The sequence below is a fragment of the Pseudomonas sp. NPDC096950 genome (genome assembly GCF_044762525.1).
Lineage (GTDB): Bacteria > Pseudomonadota > Gammaproteobacteria > Pseudomonadales > Pseudomonadaceae > Aquipseudomonas.
Map to the genome: position 1 here is coordinate 49786 of NZ_JBIWEL010000003.1, position 16054 is coordinate 65839.

At 60.5% G+C, this 16054-nt stretch carries 15 protein-coding genes; 10 read left to right on the forward strand and 5 right to left on the reverse strand.

Annotated features, from left to right (window positions below; genetic code table 11):
- Nucleotide 1: 1 nt before the first annotated feature.
- On the reverse strand, nt 2-301 hold the full coding sequence (locus ACIQY3_RS07220) for a hypothetical protein (protein ID WP_403018179.1): 300 nt from the start codon (nt 299-301) through the stop codon (nt 2-4).
- 167 nt (nt 302-468) lie between these two features.
- Between ACIQY3_RS07220 and ACIQY3_RS07225 the strand changes: the two genes are divergently transcribed.
- The 3 genes from ACIQY3_RS07225 to ACIQY3_RS07235 all read left to right on the forward strand — a co-directional run bounded on the left by ACIQY3_RS07225 (nt 469) and on the right by ACIQY3_RS07235 (nt 4871).
- Complete coding sequence (locus ACIQY3_RS07225) at nt 469-1479, forward strand: helix-turn-helix transcriptional regulator (RefSeq protein WP_403018180.1); 1011 nt, start codon at nt 469-471, stop codon at nt 1477-1479.
- Nucleotides 1480-1610: 131 nt separating this feature from the next.
- On the forward strand, nt 1611-3446 hold the full coding sequence (locus ACIQY3_RS07230; protein WP_403018181.1) for an amidohydrolase: 1836 nt from the start codon (nt 1611-1613) through the stop codon (nt 3444-3446).
- 27 nt (nt 3447-3473) lie between these two features.
- Nucleotides 3474-4871, forward strand: a complete 1398-nt coding sequence (locus ACIQY3_RS07235; protein WP_403018182.1) for a purine-cytosine permease family protein — start codon at nt 3474-3476, stop codon at nt 4869-4871.
- Between the two features lie 76 nt (nt 4872-4947).
- Here ACIQY3_RS07235 and ACIQY3_RS07240 read toward each other — a convergent pair whose 3' ends face one another.
- Both ACIQY3_RS07240 and ACIQY3_RS07245 read right to left on the reverse strand, forming a co-directional pair.
- Entirely contained in the window at nt 4948-5523 is a 576-nt protein-coding gene (locus tag ACIQY3_RS07240) for an HD family hydrolase (RefSeq protein WP_403018184.1), read from the reverse strand.
- A 118-nt stretch (nt 5524-5641) separates the two neighbouring features.
- Nucleotides 5642-6199, reverse strand: a complete 558-nt coding sequence (locus ACIQY3_RS07245; protein ID WP_403018185.1) for a helix-turn-helix domain-containing protein — start codon at nt 6197-6199, stop codon at nt 5642-5644.
- A 148-nt stretch (nt 6200-6347) separates the two neighbouring features.
- Here ACIQY3_RS07245 and ACIQY3_RS07250 point away from each other — a divergent pair, with 148 nt between their 5' ends.
- Nucleotides 6348-6806 carry a GNAT family N-acetyltransferase gene (locus tag ACIQY3_RS07250; RefSeq protein ID WP_403018186.1) on the forward strand — a complete coding sequence of 153 codons (459 nt, stop codon included), beginning with the start codon at nt 6348-6350 and terminating at the stop codon, nt 6804-6806.
- A 148-nt stretch (nt 6807-6954) separates the two neighbouring features.
- Here the strand turns inward: ACIQY3_RS07250 and ACIQY3_RS07255 are convergent, their stop codons facing one another.
- Entirely contained in the window at nt 6955-7221 is a 267-nt protein-coding gene (locus ACIQY3_RS07255; protein ID WP_403018188.1) for a hypothetical protein, read from the reverse strand.
- 508 nt (nt 7222-7729) lie between these two features.
- Here ACIQY3_RS07255 and ACIQY3_RS07260 point away from each other — a divergent pair.
- Entirely contained in the window at nt 7730-9175 is a 1446-nt protein-coding gene (locus tag ACIQY3_RS07260; protein WP_403018190.1) for a SulP family inorganic anion transporter, read from the forward strand.
- A gap of 6 nt (nt 9176-9181) precedes the next feature.
- Here ACIQY3_RS07260 and ACIQY3_RS07265 read toward each other — a convergent pair whose 3' ends face one another.
- Nucleotides 9182-10081, reverse strand: a complete 900-nt coding sequence (locus ACIQY3_RS07265) for a LysR family transcriptional regulator (RefSeq protein ID WP_403018192.1) — start codon at nt 10079-10081, stop codon at nt 9182-9184.
- A 95-nt stretch (nt 10082-10176) separates the two neighbouring features.
- Here ACIQY3_RS07265 and ACIQY3_RS07270 point away from each other — a divergent pair, with 95 nt between their 5' ends.
- The 5 genes from ACIQY3_RS07270 (at nt 10177) to ACIQY3_RS07290 (ending at nt 16001) form a co-directional block, all read left to right on the forward strand.
- Nucleotides 10177-11373, forward strand: a complete 1197-nt coding sequence (locus tag ACIQY3_RS07270) for an MFS transporter (RefSeq protein WP_403018193.1) — start codon at nt 10177-10179, stop codon at nt 11371-11373.
- A gap of 34 nt (nt 11374-11407) precedes the next feature.
- On the forward strand, nt 11408-12232 hold the full coding sequence (locus ACIQY3_RS07275) for a hypothetical protein (protein ID WP_403018194.1): 825 nt from the start codon (nt 11408-11410) through the stop codon (nt 12230-12232).
- 79 nt (nt 12233-12311) lie between these two features.
- On the forward strand, nt 12312-13550 hold the full coding sequence (locus tag ACIQY3_RS07280) for an MFS transporter (protein WP_403018196.1): 1239 nt from the start codon (nt 12312-12314) through the stop codon (nt 13548-13550).
- Between the two features lie 321 nt (nt 13551-13871).
- On the forward strand, nt 13872-15101 hold the full coding sequence (locus ACIQY3_RS07285) for a pyridoxal phosphate-dependent aminotransferase (RefSeq protein ID WP_403018197.1): 1230 nt from the start codon (nt 13872-13874) through the stop codon (nt 15099-15101).
- Between the two features lie 54 nt (nt 15102-15155).
- Nucleotides 15156-16001 carry a hypothetical protein gene (locus tag ACIQY3_RS07290; RefSeq protein WP_403018198.1) on the forward strand — a complete coding sequence of 282 codons (846 nt, stop codon included), beginning with the start codon at nt 15156-15158 and terminating at the stop codon, nt 15999-16001.
- Nucleotides 16002-16054 lie beyond the last annotated feature (53 nt).

Consider the following 16054-nt stretch of genomic DNA (forward strand, 5'->3'; position numbering starts at 1 on the left):
CTTAATGTTTGCACTCCGACAGCACCACCTGGCAAGTATCCGGCGTGCCACCGGAGCGGCCGGCATAGCGCATGCAGTTATCCAGGGATTTCTTGCGCGCCATGCTCAAGGTGTCGCCCCAGGCCAGACCGCCCTCGCCGGCGGTGGGGAGCGCTTTGGCATAGCAGCTTGAGCCTATGCTTGAAGCCGAATAACGGGCCTTGGCCGATTTGCCTGCACATCCTGCGGTCAGCGCCAGGCTGATGGCGAGCAGAGTGAGCAGGGTCCATGACGAGCATTGGCGTGCTGTTTGTCCGGTCATCCCGTTTCCCCTGTAGCAAGAGGCTGTGGCATGTTGGCGCGGGTGCTCTACTAAGATTAGACGCTGTACGGGGATTGCCTTCCCTTTAACAGCCCCGTGCTGGACGGGATTACGGCGCCTATGGCATGGTCGAATGAATACGCCATGTAGCCAACAGGATAAGAACAATGGGGGAGGGTAACGACGTTACTTCCATGGCCACGCTCAACGCATTCAACCGCTGCGTGTTGCACCTCGGGCGCCTGGCCCGGGAGCGCGGCGCCTCGCAATTCATCGACGAGGGCCTGCAGGCCTTTAGCGAACTGGTCCCGTTTGCCTCAGCCTGGTGGGGCGAAATGTCTGCCTCAGCCGCCGATGCGCCGCCCAAGAGCTGGATGCACGGGCGCATCAATCTGCCGGAATCGTTTGCCGCCGAATGGCACAAAGGGGCCGACAGTGACAGCTTCTCCCATGACACCTTGAGTCAGCCCGGCGAGGTCGTGCGCGAAAGCGGATTCGACAATCTGAACGATGTGGTGGACGCGTTTGCGCGGCGCCACGATCTGTACCACGCCATGTGCATCACCTTTGAATTGCCCGAAAGCGGCTTGATGTTTTTCGTCTGTTTGTATCGTGGCGAGCAGGCGCCAGCGTTCAGCGACGGCGAGGCCGATTTGTTTTCGGCGTTCTGCGATCACTTGCTGCAACTGTGGCGATTCCAGGTGCAGGACATGATTCGCTTCAACACGGGCAGCGGGGCGACCGACTTCGGGATCGCCCGACTCGACGGTAGCTTGCTATATGTCGGCGCCAGTCTGTGCGCTGCCATCCAGCGAGAGTTACCGGGATGGAGCGGCTCGACGCTGCCCTTTGAGGTGATCGCGCAACTGCCGAAAGCGCCGTGCGTGATTCGCCTCGGTCGCTGCGCGTTGACGCTGAGCCCAAACGCCGAGCACGTGATTCTGTCCCTCGAAACGCAATCACGCGGCGCAGCGCTGGCGCCACGGGAGCGCACGGCGGCGATGCTGTTCGCTGCCGGCCATTCCTACAAAGAGATCGCCAAAACCCTCGGGCTGAGCCCGGCCACCGTGCGCACTTATCTGCGCAACTGCTACTTGCAACTCGGCGTGAAGAGCAAGGTGGAACTGGGTTCTGTCCTGCGTTCACCGTCGCACGACACCCGTCGCATTTCCCACTAATTGCCTGACCCCTCCTCATTTGTGGAGGTCCGGATTTCGACTGCGCGCTATAGGGTAGGCCCTGCCTGCCACGGGCTGGCGCGACAGTCTGTTCGGGCACTTCCAGAACTATAAAAACAGAGGTGAGGCAGTTGAAACTTTCCAGGCTATTTATCGCGGTTGCCGCGACGACGGCGTTTGCCAGTGTGGGGTTGGTGGGGTGTCAGACCCAGGGTTCGAGCGGCGCCGACATGGTGATGCGCAACGGCTATGTCTACACCGTCGATGGCAAGAATTCGGTGCAACAGGCGATCGCCGTGACCGGCGGCAAGATTGTCTATGTCGGCAGCGATGAGGGCGTTTCTTCCTACATCGGCAAGCAGACCCAATTGATCGACCTGGCCGGGCGCATGCTGATGCCGGGCTTCATCGATGGGCACATGCATCCGGGCGATGGCGGCCGCGCGATGACCTTGTGCGACCTGAAATACCAGACCATGACCCGCAAGGTCTTCCAGGAAACCATTCAGGCCTGTCTCGACGCCGAAAAAGACAAGGGCCCCGACGTGTGGCTTGAAGTCGGCAGTTGGGATCGCATGGGCATGGATGGACTCGACGGCGACCCGGACAAATCGACCCTGGACGCGCTCAAGACCAAACGACCGATTCAGGTGCGCTCCACCGATTTTCACACCGTGCTGACCAACTCCCGTGGCCTGGAAGTGGCCGGCATCACCAAGCAAACACCCAACCCGAGTGACGGCAAGTACGTGCGTGACAAGGCCGGCAACCCGAACGGGATCTGCGAAGACGGCGCCGCCGACACCATGGCCGCCGTGGTGCCGCCCGCCACCGACGCTGAGAAACTGACCCAGACCCGCGCCGCCCTCGACGCCATGCGCCAGCAGGGCATCACCAGTTTCTTCGACGCCTTGTCCGGGCCGGAGAATGGCAAGGCCTTCACCACGTTGCAGCAGTCGGGCGAACTGACCGCCCGGGCCTTGCTGGCGATCAAACTCGACCCGGCCGCCGCCGCAGCAGACCCGACGAAAACCATCGCCGAGGCCAAGGCCCTGGCCAACACTTACGACCAGGGCGAAACCAAAGTCGCGCCGGGCGTGAGCATGCGCCACGTCAAATTGTTCATGGACGGCATCATCAACGCGCCGGCGGATACCGGGGCAATGTTGACGCCGTACCTGCACAACGCCGGCACCGACAAGGCACCGAAGTGGACGCCGGGCAAGAACGTCGGCGAGCTGTATTTCCCGCCGCAAGTGCTCAATCCGCTGCTGCTGAAAGCGGTGGAGGCCGGTTTCGATCCGCACCTTCACGCCACCGGCGACCGCGCGGTGCGGGATTCGCTGGACAGCATCGAATACGTGCGCCATCAACTGCCGGGCAACGCATTCCGTCCGACCATTACCCACAACGAATCCGTGGACCCGGCCGACTATCCGCGCTTCAAGGCGCTGGACGTGACCGCCAACATGTCGTTCCAGTGGGCCCAGCAAGCGCCGTCCACCGTGGATGGCACCAGTGATCACCTCGGGGCCGCGCGTTTTGCGCGCATGGAACCGTCGGGCAGCATCGCCCGTGCGGGCGGTCGCATCGCCTATGGCAGCGACTGGCCGGTGGACCCGCTGGATGAATTCCTCGCGTTGAAGGTCGGCGTCACCCGCTCGGGCGATCCGCTGAACCCGCACAGCTACGGCCCAAAATACGCAGGCAAGGTCAACGGCGACCCGGGGTTGTCGCGCTCGGAAGTACTGCGTGCCATCACCCAAAACGCTGCCGAGCAATTGAAACTGGATGCGGTGGTCGGTTCGGTCGAGGTCGGCAAGTTCGCGGACTTGATCGTGCTGGACAAGAATTTCATGCAGGTGCCCGAGGATGAACTGGCGCGCAACAACGTGTTGTTGACCATGGTCGGCGGCAAAGTGGTGTGGGTCAAGGCGCCGTTCGTGGGCGTTGTACAACAACAATAAAAACTGTCCTCAGAAGAGCACGTCGCAATGACTCAACAACGAAGTCCTCTGATCGAGACCCGTTCGATCGATTACATCCCCGAGGCCGAGCGCCATGGCAGCCTCTACAGCCAGTTCACTTTGTGGCTCGGCGCCAACCTGCAAATCACCGCCATCGTCACCGGCGCGCTGGCGGTGGTGCTGGGCGGTGATGTGTTCTGGTCGCTGATTGGTTTGCTGCTCGGCCAGTTGCTCGGCGGCGCGGTGGTCGCCCTGCATGCCGCGCAAGGACCGAAGCTCGGGCTACCACAGATGATCTCCAGCCGGGTGCAGTTCGGCGTCTACGGCGCGGCGATCCCGATTGTGCTGGTGTGCCTGATGTACCTCGGTTTCAGCGCGACGGGCGCGGTGTTGTCGGGGCAGGCGATTGCGCAGTTGATCCATGTCAGCGACAGCACCGGCATCCTGATTTTCGCTGCGTGCATCACGTTCCTGACGATCTTCGGTTATCGGGTGATTCACTGGGTGGGCCGGGTGGCGAGCGTGCTGGGCATCATTGCCTTCGCCTATCTGTTTACCCGGCTGATGACCGTCAACGATATCGGCCTGCTGCTGGAAAACCGCCACTTCGGCTGGAGCACGTTCCTGCTGGCGGTGTCGCTGTCGGCGTCCTGGCAGATTGCGTTTGGGCCTTACGTGGCCGACTACTCGCGTTACTTGCCGAGCAAGACTTCATCCTGGAAAACCTTTGCCGCTGTGGGTTTGGGCACGGTGCTGGGCGCGCAAGCTTCCATGGTGCTCGGGGTGTTCGCGGCGGCGTTGGCCGGTGCGAACTTTCGCGGTCATGAGGTGGCGACCATCGTCGGGCTGGGCAGCACCGGCGTGATGGCATCGCTGCTGTATTTGAGCGTGGTGTTCGGCAAGGTCACGGTGTCGACGCTCAACGCCTACGGCAGCTTCATGTGCGTGGCGACGATTATCAGCGGCTTCCGCAGTCGCCTGGAAATCACCGCCCGCCAGCGCATGGTATTTGTGCTGCTGATTGTCGCCGCGTCTACCACGTTGGCACTGTTGGGGCAGTACTCGTTCCTGAACTCGTTCAAGTACTTCATCCTGTTTCTGCTGACGTTCTTCACACCGTGGAGCGCGATCAACCTGGTGGATTACTACTTCATCAACAAGGAGCGTTATGACATCCCGGCGCTGTCCGACCCGGCGGGGCGATATGGTCGCTGGAACGGGCGCGGGATCGGCGTGTATGTGATCGGGGTGTTGATCCAGTTGCCGTTTGTGGACACGCATTTCTACTCCGGGCCGATGGTGGCGCAGCTCGGTGGCGTGGACATTTCGTGGATTGTGGGGCTGGTGGTGCCGGGGCTGCTTTACTACGGGTTGGCGAGGAATTCGGTGATGGCGGTGTCTGCTGAACAGCAGTCGAAAGCCTGATCCTTGCACTCCTTGCTGAACGAGTAACCTGTGGCGAGGGCGCTCGCCACAGGACGGACCTATGAAAATAGCCCCGTCACTTCCTGTCCCTGTCGATTTTTGCTTTCGTATCCTGATCGATGATGTTGCGCAGAGCCTCAAAAATCGGTTGGGCACTGGTGTGTTTTTTGCCGTACGCCAGATTGAACGCGTAGTCGAATCCCGGCGGGTTCAGGCCTTGATTGTGTTGTAGCAGGGTCTCCAGTTTGTCCAGTGCCTTGACCGCCTGCGCCTCGGGGGACAACGCGTTTTCGTAGTCATCCCAGAGCGCCAATATCTCTGTTTTCAGCGCGTCATCAAGAGTGCTGGTCAAGAGCAAAAGATCGCGTCGTTCATGCTCGCTCTTGTCGGGGAACGAGGCTTGGCTGACGGCCGGAATGTCGCCGTTGATGGCTTCGCCCAGGTCATGAATGACACACATCTTGAGGACTTTCAGAAGGTCGAGGCTGGCCAGTTCGTCCGCGAACACAATGGCCATCAGGCACAGGCGCCAGCTATGTTCAGCCGTGCTTTCGGTGCGCCCGGAGGTGGTATGCGCACTCCTGAGTACATCCTTGAGCTTTTCCGCTTCGCGCAGAAAGTCGAGGCGTCCTTTGATTTTTTCGATATCCATACATCCGCCCAGTAGGTTGACCGGCGTTTTGCCTGGCAGCATAACGTCCCGGTTACTGGCGCCAGACTAGGCCCGGCGAGGCACATCGTCCACGCATAAAATATGCGCGGCCGTGCTGTCAGAGTGTTTCCACCAGACGTGCCGCTGAGCCGTCGGAGAGGGGGATGCGCGTCCAGCGACACAGGCTCTGGCGGATGGGGACGAGCGCGGAATCATTGCTGCCGGTGACAAACTCCAGAGCGGGTGGGGCGAGGGTTTCCCGCCAACCCGACTCATCGAGCGCGGCCTCAGTGCTCAGGATTTCTGGCGTTGCGAAGCGCCAGAGCGAGTGCCCCAGAAGATCGCCCAGCGGGCTGGCAAACTCGGCGGCACGAGACGGGGAGCAGGCCAGCAGACGATGGGTCAAGTCGCAAATGAGATGAACCGGCCGCGGGCTTTCCGCGACCAGCCTGGCGAGGACGTGATCGGCGGCGGAATCGAGACGAGCGGCCAGCAACCGTTCAAGTTGCTGGTGTGCGGCGCGATCCATTGCTTGTACGCCACTCTCCCATCGGGAAATCGTCGATTGGGTGACGCTGAACATCTGCGCGGCATGGGCTTGTTTGACGCGGTGCAGCAAACGCCATCGCCGGAGCGCAATGCCGGGCAGGGCTGGCTTCAGCAATAGGTCAGGCATTTTGGGTTCCGAGGGGGCGGCGGGCGAGTTGTCCAGTTTGATGAGTGCGGGAGCACCCTGCAAATTGGCTGGATAAATGGGCGTACGTGAAACACCAGGCATGATGGCGGCCCGCTACACTCGGACCAAATCCTAAGGAGGGAACAGCATGACCATCCAGGCCCAACGCGCCGACGCCAGCCACCTCGACCCAGTCGCCCGACTCTTCGACGCCTATCGAGGTTTCTACGGCCAGCCTTCGAACCTGCAGCAATCCCGAGACTTCATCGCCGAGCGCATCGCCCTGGATGAATCCGCGATCTTCCTCGCCCTGGACGACAACGGCGACGCGCTGGGCTTCGTCCAGCTCTACCCGACGTTTTCCTCCATCGACGCCCACCGCACCTGGCTGCTCAGCGACCTCTTCACCACGCCTGCCGCTCGGGCCCGCGGGGTAGGGACGTTGCTGATGAACACCGCCCGCGCTTTTGCACTGTCGACGGGCGCGAAGGGGCTGGTGCTGGAAACGGCGACGGACAACTTCGGGGCGCAGCGCTTGTATGAGTCACTGGGGTATGTGCGGGATACGGGTTATTACACGTATTGCCTGGATTTGAAGCAGGGTTGATGAATCTGTAGGAGCAAATCCTGTGAACAACACCCAACCAATGTGGGAGCGGGCTTGCTCGCGAAAGCGGTGTGTCAGGCGACATTGTTATCGACCGCGCCACCGCCTTCGCGAGCAAGCCCGCTCCCACAAGGGATGTGCCTGGCGACTACCCAGGCTTGTGATTATCCAGTACGCGATTGACCGCTAATTCATTTAACTTGATGACCTGTTGCAGGATCAGCAACGTTTCGTCATCCACCGCAGGGTCGATGAGGTAGAGGCTGCTGCGGGGCGGTATCGGCTCTTTCTGTGCCCCGGGGTTGAGGTAGAAGTTGAGCGCGCGGTCTGCCGCCTCTTTCAGTTTCTTGGGGTCAAGAGAGGCGTCGTGGGGTACTGGATGGGTGGTCGGGGGGTTGGGCGTTACTTTGAACATAGATGGAACTCCAGATGAGAAATAAGGAGCCATCACCCTCGCTACCAAACGAAGGGTGGCGGCCATACGAAGGTTGGTAGACCGGTCACCTGGAAACCCGGCGCGCTCGAAAGCGCCCTGCGCATGGCCACCATAAAAGCAGAGTGAAAACAAACCCTGCAACAAGGTGGCGTGCGTCGAGGTGAACGGGCTACCAAACCCGATCGCTGTTTTTCAGCGACGGGGAAACGATAAATTCCGGAGCCTGGACGCACAAGCCGGCGGATTCTGGCGTACCTGTAGGCAACGACGCAAGGCGTTGTAGCCTTTGATGGCGTAACACGGGGTGTCTTTAAACGCTGGGTGTTTAACTTCAAAAAAACGAAGAAATATCTGGCTTCCGTTTAGAGACGTGTCAGCGGGAACTCCTCAACCACTGGCCCCAAACGCCCCAATTCCGTAACATCACCACCCCTCATTCCCCGCAACTCCCGCGGCCAGTTCCATCGGTCTGCTTTTCAGGTAAGTCATGAAACCCAAACATCTGCGCGCCGATGCCCTGGCCGGGCTCACTACATCTTTTGCGTTGCTGCCCGAATGCATTGCCTTTGCCCTGGTCGCTCATCTCAATCCGCTGATGGGCTTGTACGGCGCGTTCATCATTTGCACGTTGACCGCGCTGTTCGGCGGGCGGCCGGGGATGGTGTCCGGTGCGGCGGGGTCGATGGCGGTGGTGATTGTGGCGTTGGTGGTGCAGCACGGCGTGCAGTATTTGCTGGCGACGGTGTTGCTGGGCGGGTTGATCATGATGGCGTTCGGGTTGTTGCGGCTGGGCAAACTGGTGCGCATGGTGCCGCACCCGGTGATGCTCGGTTTCGTGAATGGCCTGGCGATCATCATTGCGCTGGCGCAACTGGAGCACTTCAAAAGCGGCGACACTTGGCTCAGTGGCACGCCGCTGTATGTGATGAGCGGGTTGGTGGCGCTGACGATGGCCATCGTGTACCTGTTGCCGCGCCTGACCCGCGCGGTGCCGCCGGCATTGGTGGCGATTCTCGGTGTCGGATTGGCGGTGTATCTGCTGGGCTTGCCGACTCGCACTCTGGGCGACATGGCGCACATCGCCGGTGGCTTGCCGAGTTTTGCGTTGCCGGATATTCCGTGGAACCTGGACACCCTGCGCATCATCGCGCCCTACGCGATTTTGATGGCGCTGGTCGGCCTGCTGGAAACCTTGCTGACCCTGAACCTCACCGACGAAATCACCGAAAGTCGCGGCTACCCGGATCGCGAATGCGTGGCGCTGGGCGCGGCGAATATGGTGTCGGGGGTGTTCGGTGGCATGGGCGGTTGCGCGATGATCGGCCAGACCGTGATCAACCTCAGTTCCGGCGGGCGTGGCCGACTTTCAGGCGTGGTCGCCGGGGTGATGATTCTGCTGTTCGTGCTGTTTCTGTCGCCGCTGATCGAGCGCATTCCGCTGGCGGCACTGGTCGGCGTGATGTTCGTGGTGTCGCAGCAGACCTTCGCCTGGGCCTCGCTGCGGGTAATAAACAAAGTGCCGCTCAACGATGTGCTGGTGATCATCGCCGTGACCACCATCACTGTGTTCACCGACCTGGCCACCGCCGTGCTCTGCGGGATCATCATCGCCGCGCTCAACTTCGCCTGGCAGCAGGCCCGTGAGCTGTACGCCGACACCTATCTGGAAACCGATGGCAGCAAACTCTATCGCCTGCACGGCACGCTGTTCTTCGCCTCGACCACACCTTTTCTCGACCAGTTCGACCCCGCCAACGATCCCGCCCAAGTGACCCTCGATTGCCGTCACCTGAGCTTTGTCGACTACTCGGCCATCGCCGCGTTGAAGACGTTGCGCGAACGCTACGCCAAGGCTGGCAAGCACCTGCGGGTGTTTCACTTGTCGGAACGTTGCAAGCAAATGCTCAAACGCGCGGGCGGGGATTACCACTGATGAACTTCAGCGCTCCCGCAGCAGTTCATCGACCACGCCCATAAAGGCTTCGACGAGCAGCGTGCGTCCTTGGGTTCGCGTGAGTATCAGCAATTGTGCGCACGCTTCGGGGTCGGCCAGTGGTCGGTAGGTCACACCCTTTTTGGCCAGGGTCTTGGTGCATTGGGGCACGAGGGCGACGCCTCGGCCGGCGGCCACCAGGGCGATGATCGAGGTGATCTGTCGGCCAGACGGACCGGGTCGCATCGGCAGGCCATTGCGTCGGTACAGATGCTCGATGGATTCATTGAGCCCGGAGCCATAATCCGCCGGAAACTGAATCAACGGGTGTGCACTGAGCTCCTCCAGGGTGACTTCGTCCTGGCTGGCCAGCGGGTTGTCACTGGACAGGGCGGCCACCAAAGGTTCTCCCCCCAGCGACAAGACCTGCACCTCGGTTTGTCCACTTTCAGGCAGCAGGCGGCTCATGCCGATGTCGATGCGGCCATCGATCACTTGCGAATACAGACTGCTGGACGCGCTTTCCACCAGCGTCAGTTGCACGTCCGGGAAACGCTGGGCGAAGGCCTGGATGGTTTGGCTGAACAGATCCGAGAGCGCAATCGAACTGGCGTACCCCAGCGCCAATTGCCCGGCCGATCCGGCGGCCAGCTTGCCGGCGATGACTTCGGTCAGGCTGGCCTGGTCCAGCACGGCGCGGGCGTACGGCAGGAAATGCCGGCCTTGTGCGGTGAGCGTGACCGTGCGGCTGGTGCGATCGAACAGGCGAAAGCCCAGCTCGGATTCCAGGGCCGAAATCTGGCGGGTCAGGGGTGGCTGGGCGAGGTGCAGGCGCAAGGCTGCGCGGCCAAAGTGCAGCTCTTCGGCGACCGTCAAAAAGTAACGTAGCTTGCGTAGGTCGAGCATCCTGTTCCTTGGGTATTGATCGGTCCGAATTCGGTATTGGTGTTCGGCGGGCTGCGTATTCTATAAAGACCTCCGAGGAGAAAACGAGAGGTCTCATGAATTCGCGCCTGCACAGTGCTCGCGTCGCCCTGTTCCTGTGTGGCTGTGCGGCTTTTCTCAACCTCTATTCAACCCAGAGCATCCTCCAGGAGTTTGCCCTGAGTTTTCAGGTGAGCGCCCGCCAGGCGGGATGGAGCATCACGGTCACCACCCTGGCGGTCGCCATCACCGCTCCCTTTATCAGTCGCCTGACCGGTCGCTTCGAGCAACGCTCGGTAATTGTCGTCGCGTCGCTGTTGTTGGCGGTGCCGGCGCTGCTGACCGCGCATGCCGGCAGCTTTGCCGAATTGCTGGTCTGGCGCTTCGTTGAAGGCATGCTGATCCCGGTGGTTTTCGCCACCAGCGTAGCCTACATCGGCGACCGCTGGAGCGGGGGCACCGTCACGGAAATTACCAGCCTTTACGTAGCAGGCACGGTGCTGGGCGGTTTTGCCGGGCGCTTCGTGTCGGGGATCATGACGCAATACGTGGGTTGGCGTGAGGCCTTCGAGCTGTTGACCGCGATGAGTTTGCTGGTCGGCGTGGCCATCCACGTCCTGTTGCCGGCCAATCCGGTGCGGGTGACCAAGGCCTCGTCGATGCGTCTGCACGGGTTTCGCGAACTGTGCAGCAAACCTTTGCTGGCCGCTTATGGCGTCGGTTTTTGTGTGTTGTTCTCCCAAGTGGCGACCTTTACTTACGCGGGGCTGCACCTCAGTCAGGCGCCGTTCAACCTGGGTGCGGCGGCGCTGGGGACGATTTATGCGGTGTTCCTGTTGGCGCTGGTGGTCATCCCGATTGCCGGACGCCTGAGCAAATCCCGACCGCAATCCGAATTGCTGACCGGTTCGGTGTTGCTCGGTGTCTGTGGCTCGATCCTGACCTTGCTGCCGTCGCTGTGGCTGATTGTGCTGGGCCTGGCCTTGAGTTCGACCGGGGTGTTTCTCGCCCAGGCGTCTGCGAATGCCTTCATCACGGCAACGGCCCGACACAACAAGGGCGGGGCGGTGGGGCTGTACCTGACGGGTTATTACCTGGGCGGCAGTTTCGGCGCCGTCGTCCCCGCGATGATCTGGAGTCGTTGGGGCTGGCAAGGCTGCGTGGTGCTGATCATCGGCTTCCAGTTGTTGTCGTTGCTGATCGCCTTGACTGGCTGGAAACCCCTCAAACCCGATACACCGGTCGCGCGCGGCCGGAGCGGTGAACCTGCCTGATTCATCATCCAATAACGGAATATAAGAGGTGACCATGAGTAACGTAATAGCCCGGCACAGCCAGTTGTTGAAGATTGTCGAGCCGGTGTTGAACGACATGCCGGCCAGTGTCTTGAAGCATGCGCTGTTCGAGGCGTTCTGGAGTGAAGAAGAGGCCCTGGTGGACATCGAGGATGCTTTCGAACAACTCACCTCGCGTCGTCATTCACCGGTGGCACTGCGCAAGTTTTTCGCCAGTTGGTCCAAGACCAACAACTCGGCCACCAGTGTGTCCGGCCTGGCCAATCGCATTACCTTGCTGGCGCGCTCCGAACAGGGTTCGGAGGCTGCCGAGCAGCTCTATCGCGCCTGCGGCAGCCTGCAACGGATTACCGATGAAGACCTCGGTGCGCTGGGCAATACGCTGCACTCGGACCTGTTCTACAACATGGCGACGCCGTTGTGCGGCGGCGACCAGTGGCTGTTGAAGGAAAATTGCCTGCCATCGGCCCAGGCCTTCAAGGACTGGACTGACACCCGTCGCCTGCGCGATCGCGATTTGTTGCAAGGCCTGCTGACCACCTTGATCCATGAGGTCTACACCCACGGTGAAGTGGAGTTTATCCACCCGTTGTACAAGCAATGGTTCGTCCGCGACATGGGCGTGCCAGAGTCCAAGGCCCGCGCTACGGTGGCCTGGGTGACCGTGCACACTGGCGGCACCGAGAGCAATCATTTCGCCCATGCCGTGGCGGCGGTCAGTGAGTTTGTCGAGGCAATGCAGATTGCCGTCGACCACGACACCGCGCGGGAGATTTTCGCTGAATACCTGCGCCGCAAAGCCAGTGTGATGAAGGATTGCGCGCACGTACTGCAGTGATCGGGGACTTCGCCGGCCGGTGCAACCCCGAGGCGATCCTGCTTAACTATCCACGTCAACTTCCCAACTGCTCAAGCCAATGAACGATCTGAAACACGAATCAGCTTCCTTGCCTGCGGTGCCACCTGCCGACACTTCTGTACGTCGCCGATCCCTGTTGGCGGGTTGCGGTGCCCACGCCGTTCACGACGGGCTGACCGACGTGATCTATGTGCTGTTGCCGATCTGGCAGGCGCAGTTCGGCTTGAGTTTCGCCCAGATCGGCCTGTTGCGCGGTGCCTATGCAGGGATGATGGCCGGGTTTCAACTGTTGGCGAGCCGGGCCGCCAAACGCTGGGGCCGCGAGCGCCTGTTGGTGGGCGGCACGGCACTCGCCGGCCTGGCTTATTTGCTGGCGGGGCAGGCGGGCGGGTTGACGGTGTTGTTGCTGGCACTGCTGTTGGGCGGATTGGGCGCCAGTACCCAGCATCCGCTGGCCTCTTCGTTGATCACCGATACCCACGAGGCCGGCGGCGGGGTCAAGCAAGCGTTGTCGCAGTACAACTTCTCCGGCGACATCGGCAAAACCTTGATTCCGGGGTTGATCGGTTTGTTGCTGACGGTCATCAGTTGGCGCGCCAGTGTCACGCTGCTGGGCCTGCTCGGGCTGGCCGCCGCCGGTTTGCTGTGGTGGCTGGTTCCGGCGCGTTCGGAGTCTTTGTCCAGCCAGGGCAAAGCCTCCAGGGCGATCACGGGCAGCGGTTCTGCCAGTGGGTTGCGCGCGTTGATCCTGACAGGAACCCTGGACAGCGCAGTGCGCATGGGCTTTCTTACGTTCTTGCCGTTTCTGTTGAAAGACAAGGGCGCCGGGACGGCCGGTATCGGCCTGGCGCTGACGATGCTGTTTGTCGGCGGTGCGTTCGGCAAGCTGTTGTGCGGCTATCTGGGCGCGCGCATCGGCATGGTCAAAACCGTGTGGCTGACCGAGTTCACCACAGCGGTGTTGATCGTCATGGCGGTGTACCTGCCGTTTCTCGGTCTGATGGTGATGTTGCCGCTGCTGGGCCTGGCGCTTAATGGCACCTCGTCGGTGCTGTACGGGGCCGTGCCGGATCTGGCGGGGCCGGGCAAGCGCGAGCAGGCGTTTGCGGTGTTCTACACCGGCACCATTGGCGGTGGTGCACTGGCGCCGGTGTTGTTTGGCAGCCTCGGCGATGTCACCGGCGTACCCGTCGCGGTGATCCTGTTGGCCGCCACGCTGTTGCTGACGCTGCCGCTGTCCTGGCTGGTGCAACGAGGCCTGGACGCAGACGCACGGCTTTATCAGAGCGCGAGTTGATCGCCGGGGTTTTCACCCCGTGATCCATCCCTGAATACCTATTCCATTCTGACAAGTTGCGGCTGCTGATTTCGCAGGCGTAATGCTGCGCGCCCGACGTGCAACTCATCGGCGAAAGTCACGAAATAACGCAAGTGGCGCAGGCCCGGCATTTGTTGTTTTTCCAGTATCAATAACGACGTAAACGGTATTGGCCGGTGTTTCTGCTGGTAGTCAGAATGTGAGAAGACCCGTTCGGTAAAGGTGCCCGGTTTTGGACTTGCGGGGGAACTGCACGTCACCCGGTCACCTGGTTTTCAAATCGTTTTCGCAGGTAAAACAATGAATAACAGCGAGACCTCTGCAATCCGATTGTCGTTATCCCATCGTGCGTTGAACCTCAGTGCACCGGGAACTTCCAGCATGCGCAGTAAAGCCAATGCGTTGAAGGAACAGGGCATCAAGGTCATCAACTTTGCGGCCGGCGAACTATCATTCGACGCTTGCCAGGAAATGAAAGCGGGCGCCATCGAGGCCATTGAAGGCGCACGCAATCGTTATACCCCGCCTATTGGCTTGCCCCAACTTCGTGAAAAACTGGCGCAACAGGTCACTCAGCGTTGCGGTGTTTCATACGCCGCCAATGAAGTGGCCGTAACGGCGGGGGCCAAACAGGCGCTTTATAACGCGGCCATGGTGCTGCTCAATCCCGGTGATGAAGTCATTGTCGCGACGCCTTACTGGGAAACCTTTCCAACGCAAATCCTGCTGGCCGGTGCCATTCCGGTGCTGGTCGATACCAAGGCCGATGACTACCGCCTGACTTGCAAGGCCGTCGAAAGAGCCTTGACCCCGCGCACTAAAATGATCGTGATCAATACGCCCAATAACCCGACGGGCACGGTCTATCAACGGGAACAGTTACTGGGGATTGCCCAACTCGCGTTCGATCATCAACTCTGGGTGGTGTTCGACGAGTGCTATCGCAAACTGGTGCGCCAGTCCCATGAGCATCACAACATCGTGTCGCTGTTTCCGGCGCTGAAACAACAGACCGTCCTGGTTGATTCGTTCTCCAAGAGCCAGGCCGTCACCGGGTGGCGCGTAGGTTACGCCTGCGCTCCGGCGCACGTGATCGCGGCCATGCATAACTTGCAAGGGCACACGACGTCCAACCCCAGCAGTCTTTCGCAATATGCCGCGCTGAATACATTGATCGCCGATTCGCCGGACTTTGCCCGCAAGGTAAATACCTTTCTCGATCAACAACTGGTCGCGGCGTGTACGTGCCTCGGTTATGTCGACCGCATTACCTGTGCGCCACCGGAAGGTGCGTTCTATCTCTTTATCGATGTGTCCCGTCAGTTGGGTTGCCGTTACCTCGGCACAAAGATTCGCGACGTCGATCATCTCGCCGATTTGTTATTGACCGAAGCGCATATTGCGGTGGTTCCCGGTTCGGGTTGCGGCGATCCGAACAGCATTCGTATTTCATACGCCGTCGAGCGTGAAGAGTTGATCGAAGGGCTGACGCGCTTCGCGCAATTCATGTCGGAAGTCGTCGCGGATTGACGGCAGTTATCCATCTTGTTGTAGCGCAGTGACCCACTAAACAAGGAGAACAATGTGGAGAAGTTAAGCCGGAATTTCATCGAGTACGTCAATCAGGCCCTGGTTGATGTCGAGGACAGGAATCTTGTTGAAGCACTGCTGAGTGGTTTTCACAGCCACCCCGACAAGTTGGATAAGTACTGCGAGACCTATGTCGAGATGACGTCCAGCAACTGGACCGAGTCTTCACTGTGCACATTCTTTTGTGGCTGGCGCAGCCCCGACGGCGCGGCCCATGCGGTCTCCAGCATCATCGTGCGGATCCTCCAGGAGTCCGAGTCGCTGACCGACGATGCCAAGTTGAAGATGCTGGAAGCGGCGCGGCATTGTGGCGAGATCATCATTGAAGATGTAGGCCTGGGTGAGATGCACGGGCATCCGCATCATTCGAAGTTGTATTACCGCATGGCGTCGGCCATTTGCGGTTCCGATGACTGGCGTCTCCAGGACCGGTACCTGGACCCGCTCACCAAAGAGTTTTCCAGTTGGGTCGGGGAAACAAGACCCCTGGCACCGAACCTCATCGAAGCCCTTGAAATGATGGCCATGACCGAGTTGTTCAACACCGGGGAATACAACTTGATGACCCCGATGTGGAAGCAATGGCTGCGGGAGGTTCGTGGTTACCCGTCGGGTGAAGCCAACCGGGTCGCCGCGTTCCTCAGTGTGCATTGCGGCAGCGTCGAGGCGCGTCATTTCAAGCACGCGGCAGAGGCGTTGAAACTCTATGCCAGTGCGACTCGGCAACCGATCAACTATTTGCGTATCGAGCGTCTGTCCAAGGACTACGTGGCCAGGGCCTGCGTGCACCTCGGCAAAATGGCATCGGTGTTGAAGAGCGAAGTCCCTGCCTGGGACTGACAGGATTTTTGCGGCGGACAACAGGCCCCGGGCCCTACCTTTCCAGGCTGACG

Bases quoted from the DNA above. Each gene is read 5' to 3' on its own strand.
- ACIQY3_RS07220 (WP_403018179.1), bottom strand. From the start codon at position 301: ATGACCGGACAAACAGCACGCCAATGCTCGTCATGGACCCTGCTCACT.
- ACIQY3_RS07225 (WP_403018180.1), top strand. From the start codon at position 469: ATGGGGGAGGGTAACGACGTTACTTCCATGGCCACGCTCAACGCATTC.
- ACIQY3_RS07235 (WP_403018182.1), top strand. From the start codon at position 3,474: ATGACTCAACAACGAAGTCCTCTGATCGAGACCCGTTCGATCGATTAC.
- ACIQY3_RS07240 (WP_403018184.1), bottom strand. From the start codon at position 5,523: ATGGATATCGAAAAAATCAAAGGACGCCTCGACTTTCTGCGCGAAGCG.
- ACIQY3_RS07245 (WP_403018185.1), bottom strand. From the start codon at position 6,199: ATGCCTGACCTATTGCTGAAGCCAGCCCTGCCCGGCATTGCGCTCCGG.
- ACIQY3_RS07250 (WP_403018186.1), top strand. From the start codon at position 6,348: ATGACCATCCAGGCCCAACGCGCCGACGCCAGCCACCTCGACCCAGTC.
- ACIQY3_RS07255 (WP_403018188.1), bottom strand. From the start codon at position 7,221: ATGTTCAAAGTAACGCCCAACCCCCCGACCACCCATCCAGTACCCCAC.
- ACIQY3_RS07260 (WP_403018190.1), top strand. From the start codon at position 7,730: ATGAAACCCAAACATCTGCGCGCCGATGCCCTGGCCGGGCTCACTACA.
- ACIQY3_RS07265 (WP_403018192.1), bottom strand. From the start codon at position 10,081: ATGCTCGACCTACGCAAGCTACGTTACTTTTTGACGGTCGCCGAAGAG.
- ACIQY3_RS07270 (WP_403018193.1), top strand. From the start codon at position 10,177: ATGAATTCGCGCCTGCACAGTGCTCGCGTCGCCCTGTTCCTGTGTGGC.
- ACIQY3_RS07275 (WP_403018194.1), top strand. From the start codon at position 11,408: ATGAGTAACGTAATAGCCCGGCACAGCCAGTTGTTGAAGATTGTCGAG.
- ACIQY3_RS07280 (WP_403018196.1), top strand. From the start codon at position 12,312: ATGAACGATCTGAAACACGAATCAGCTTCCTTGCCTGCGGTGCCACCT.
- ACIQY3_RS07285 (WP_403018197.1), top strand. From the start codon at position 13,872: ATGAATAACAGCGAGACCTCTGCAATCCGATTGTCGTTATCCCATCGT.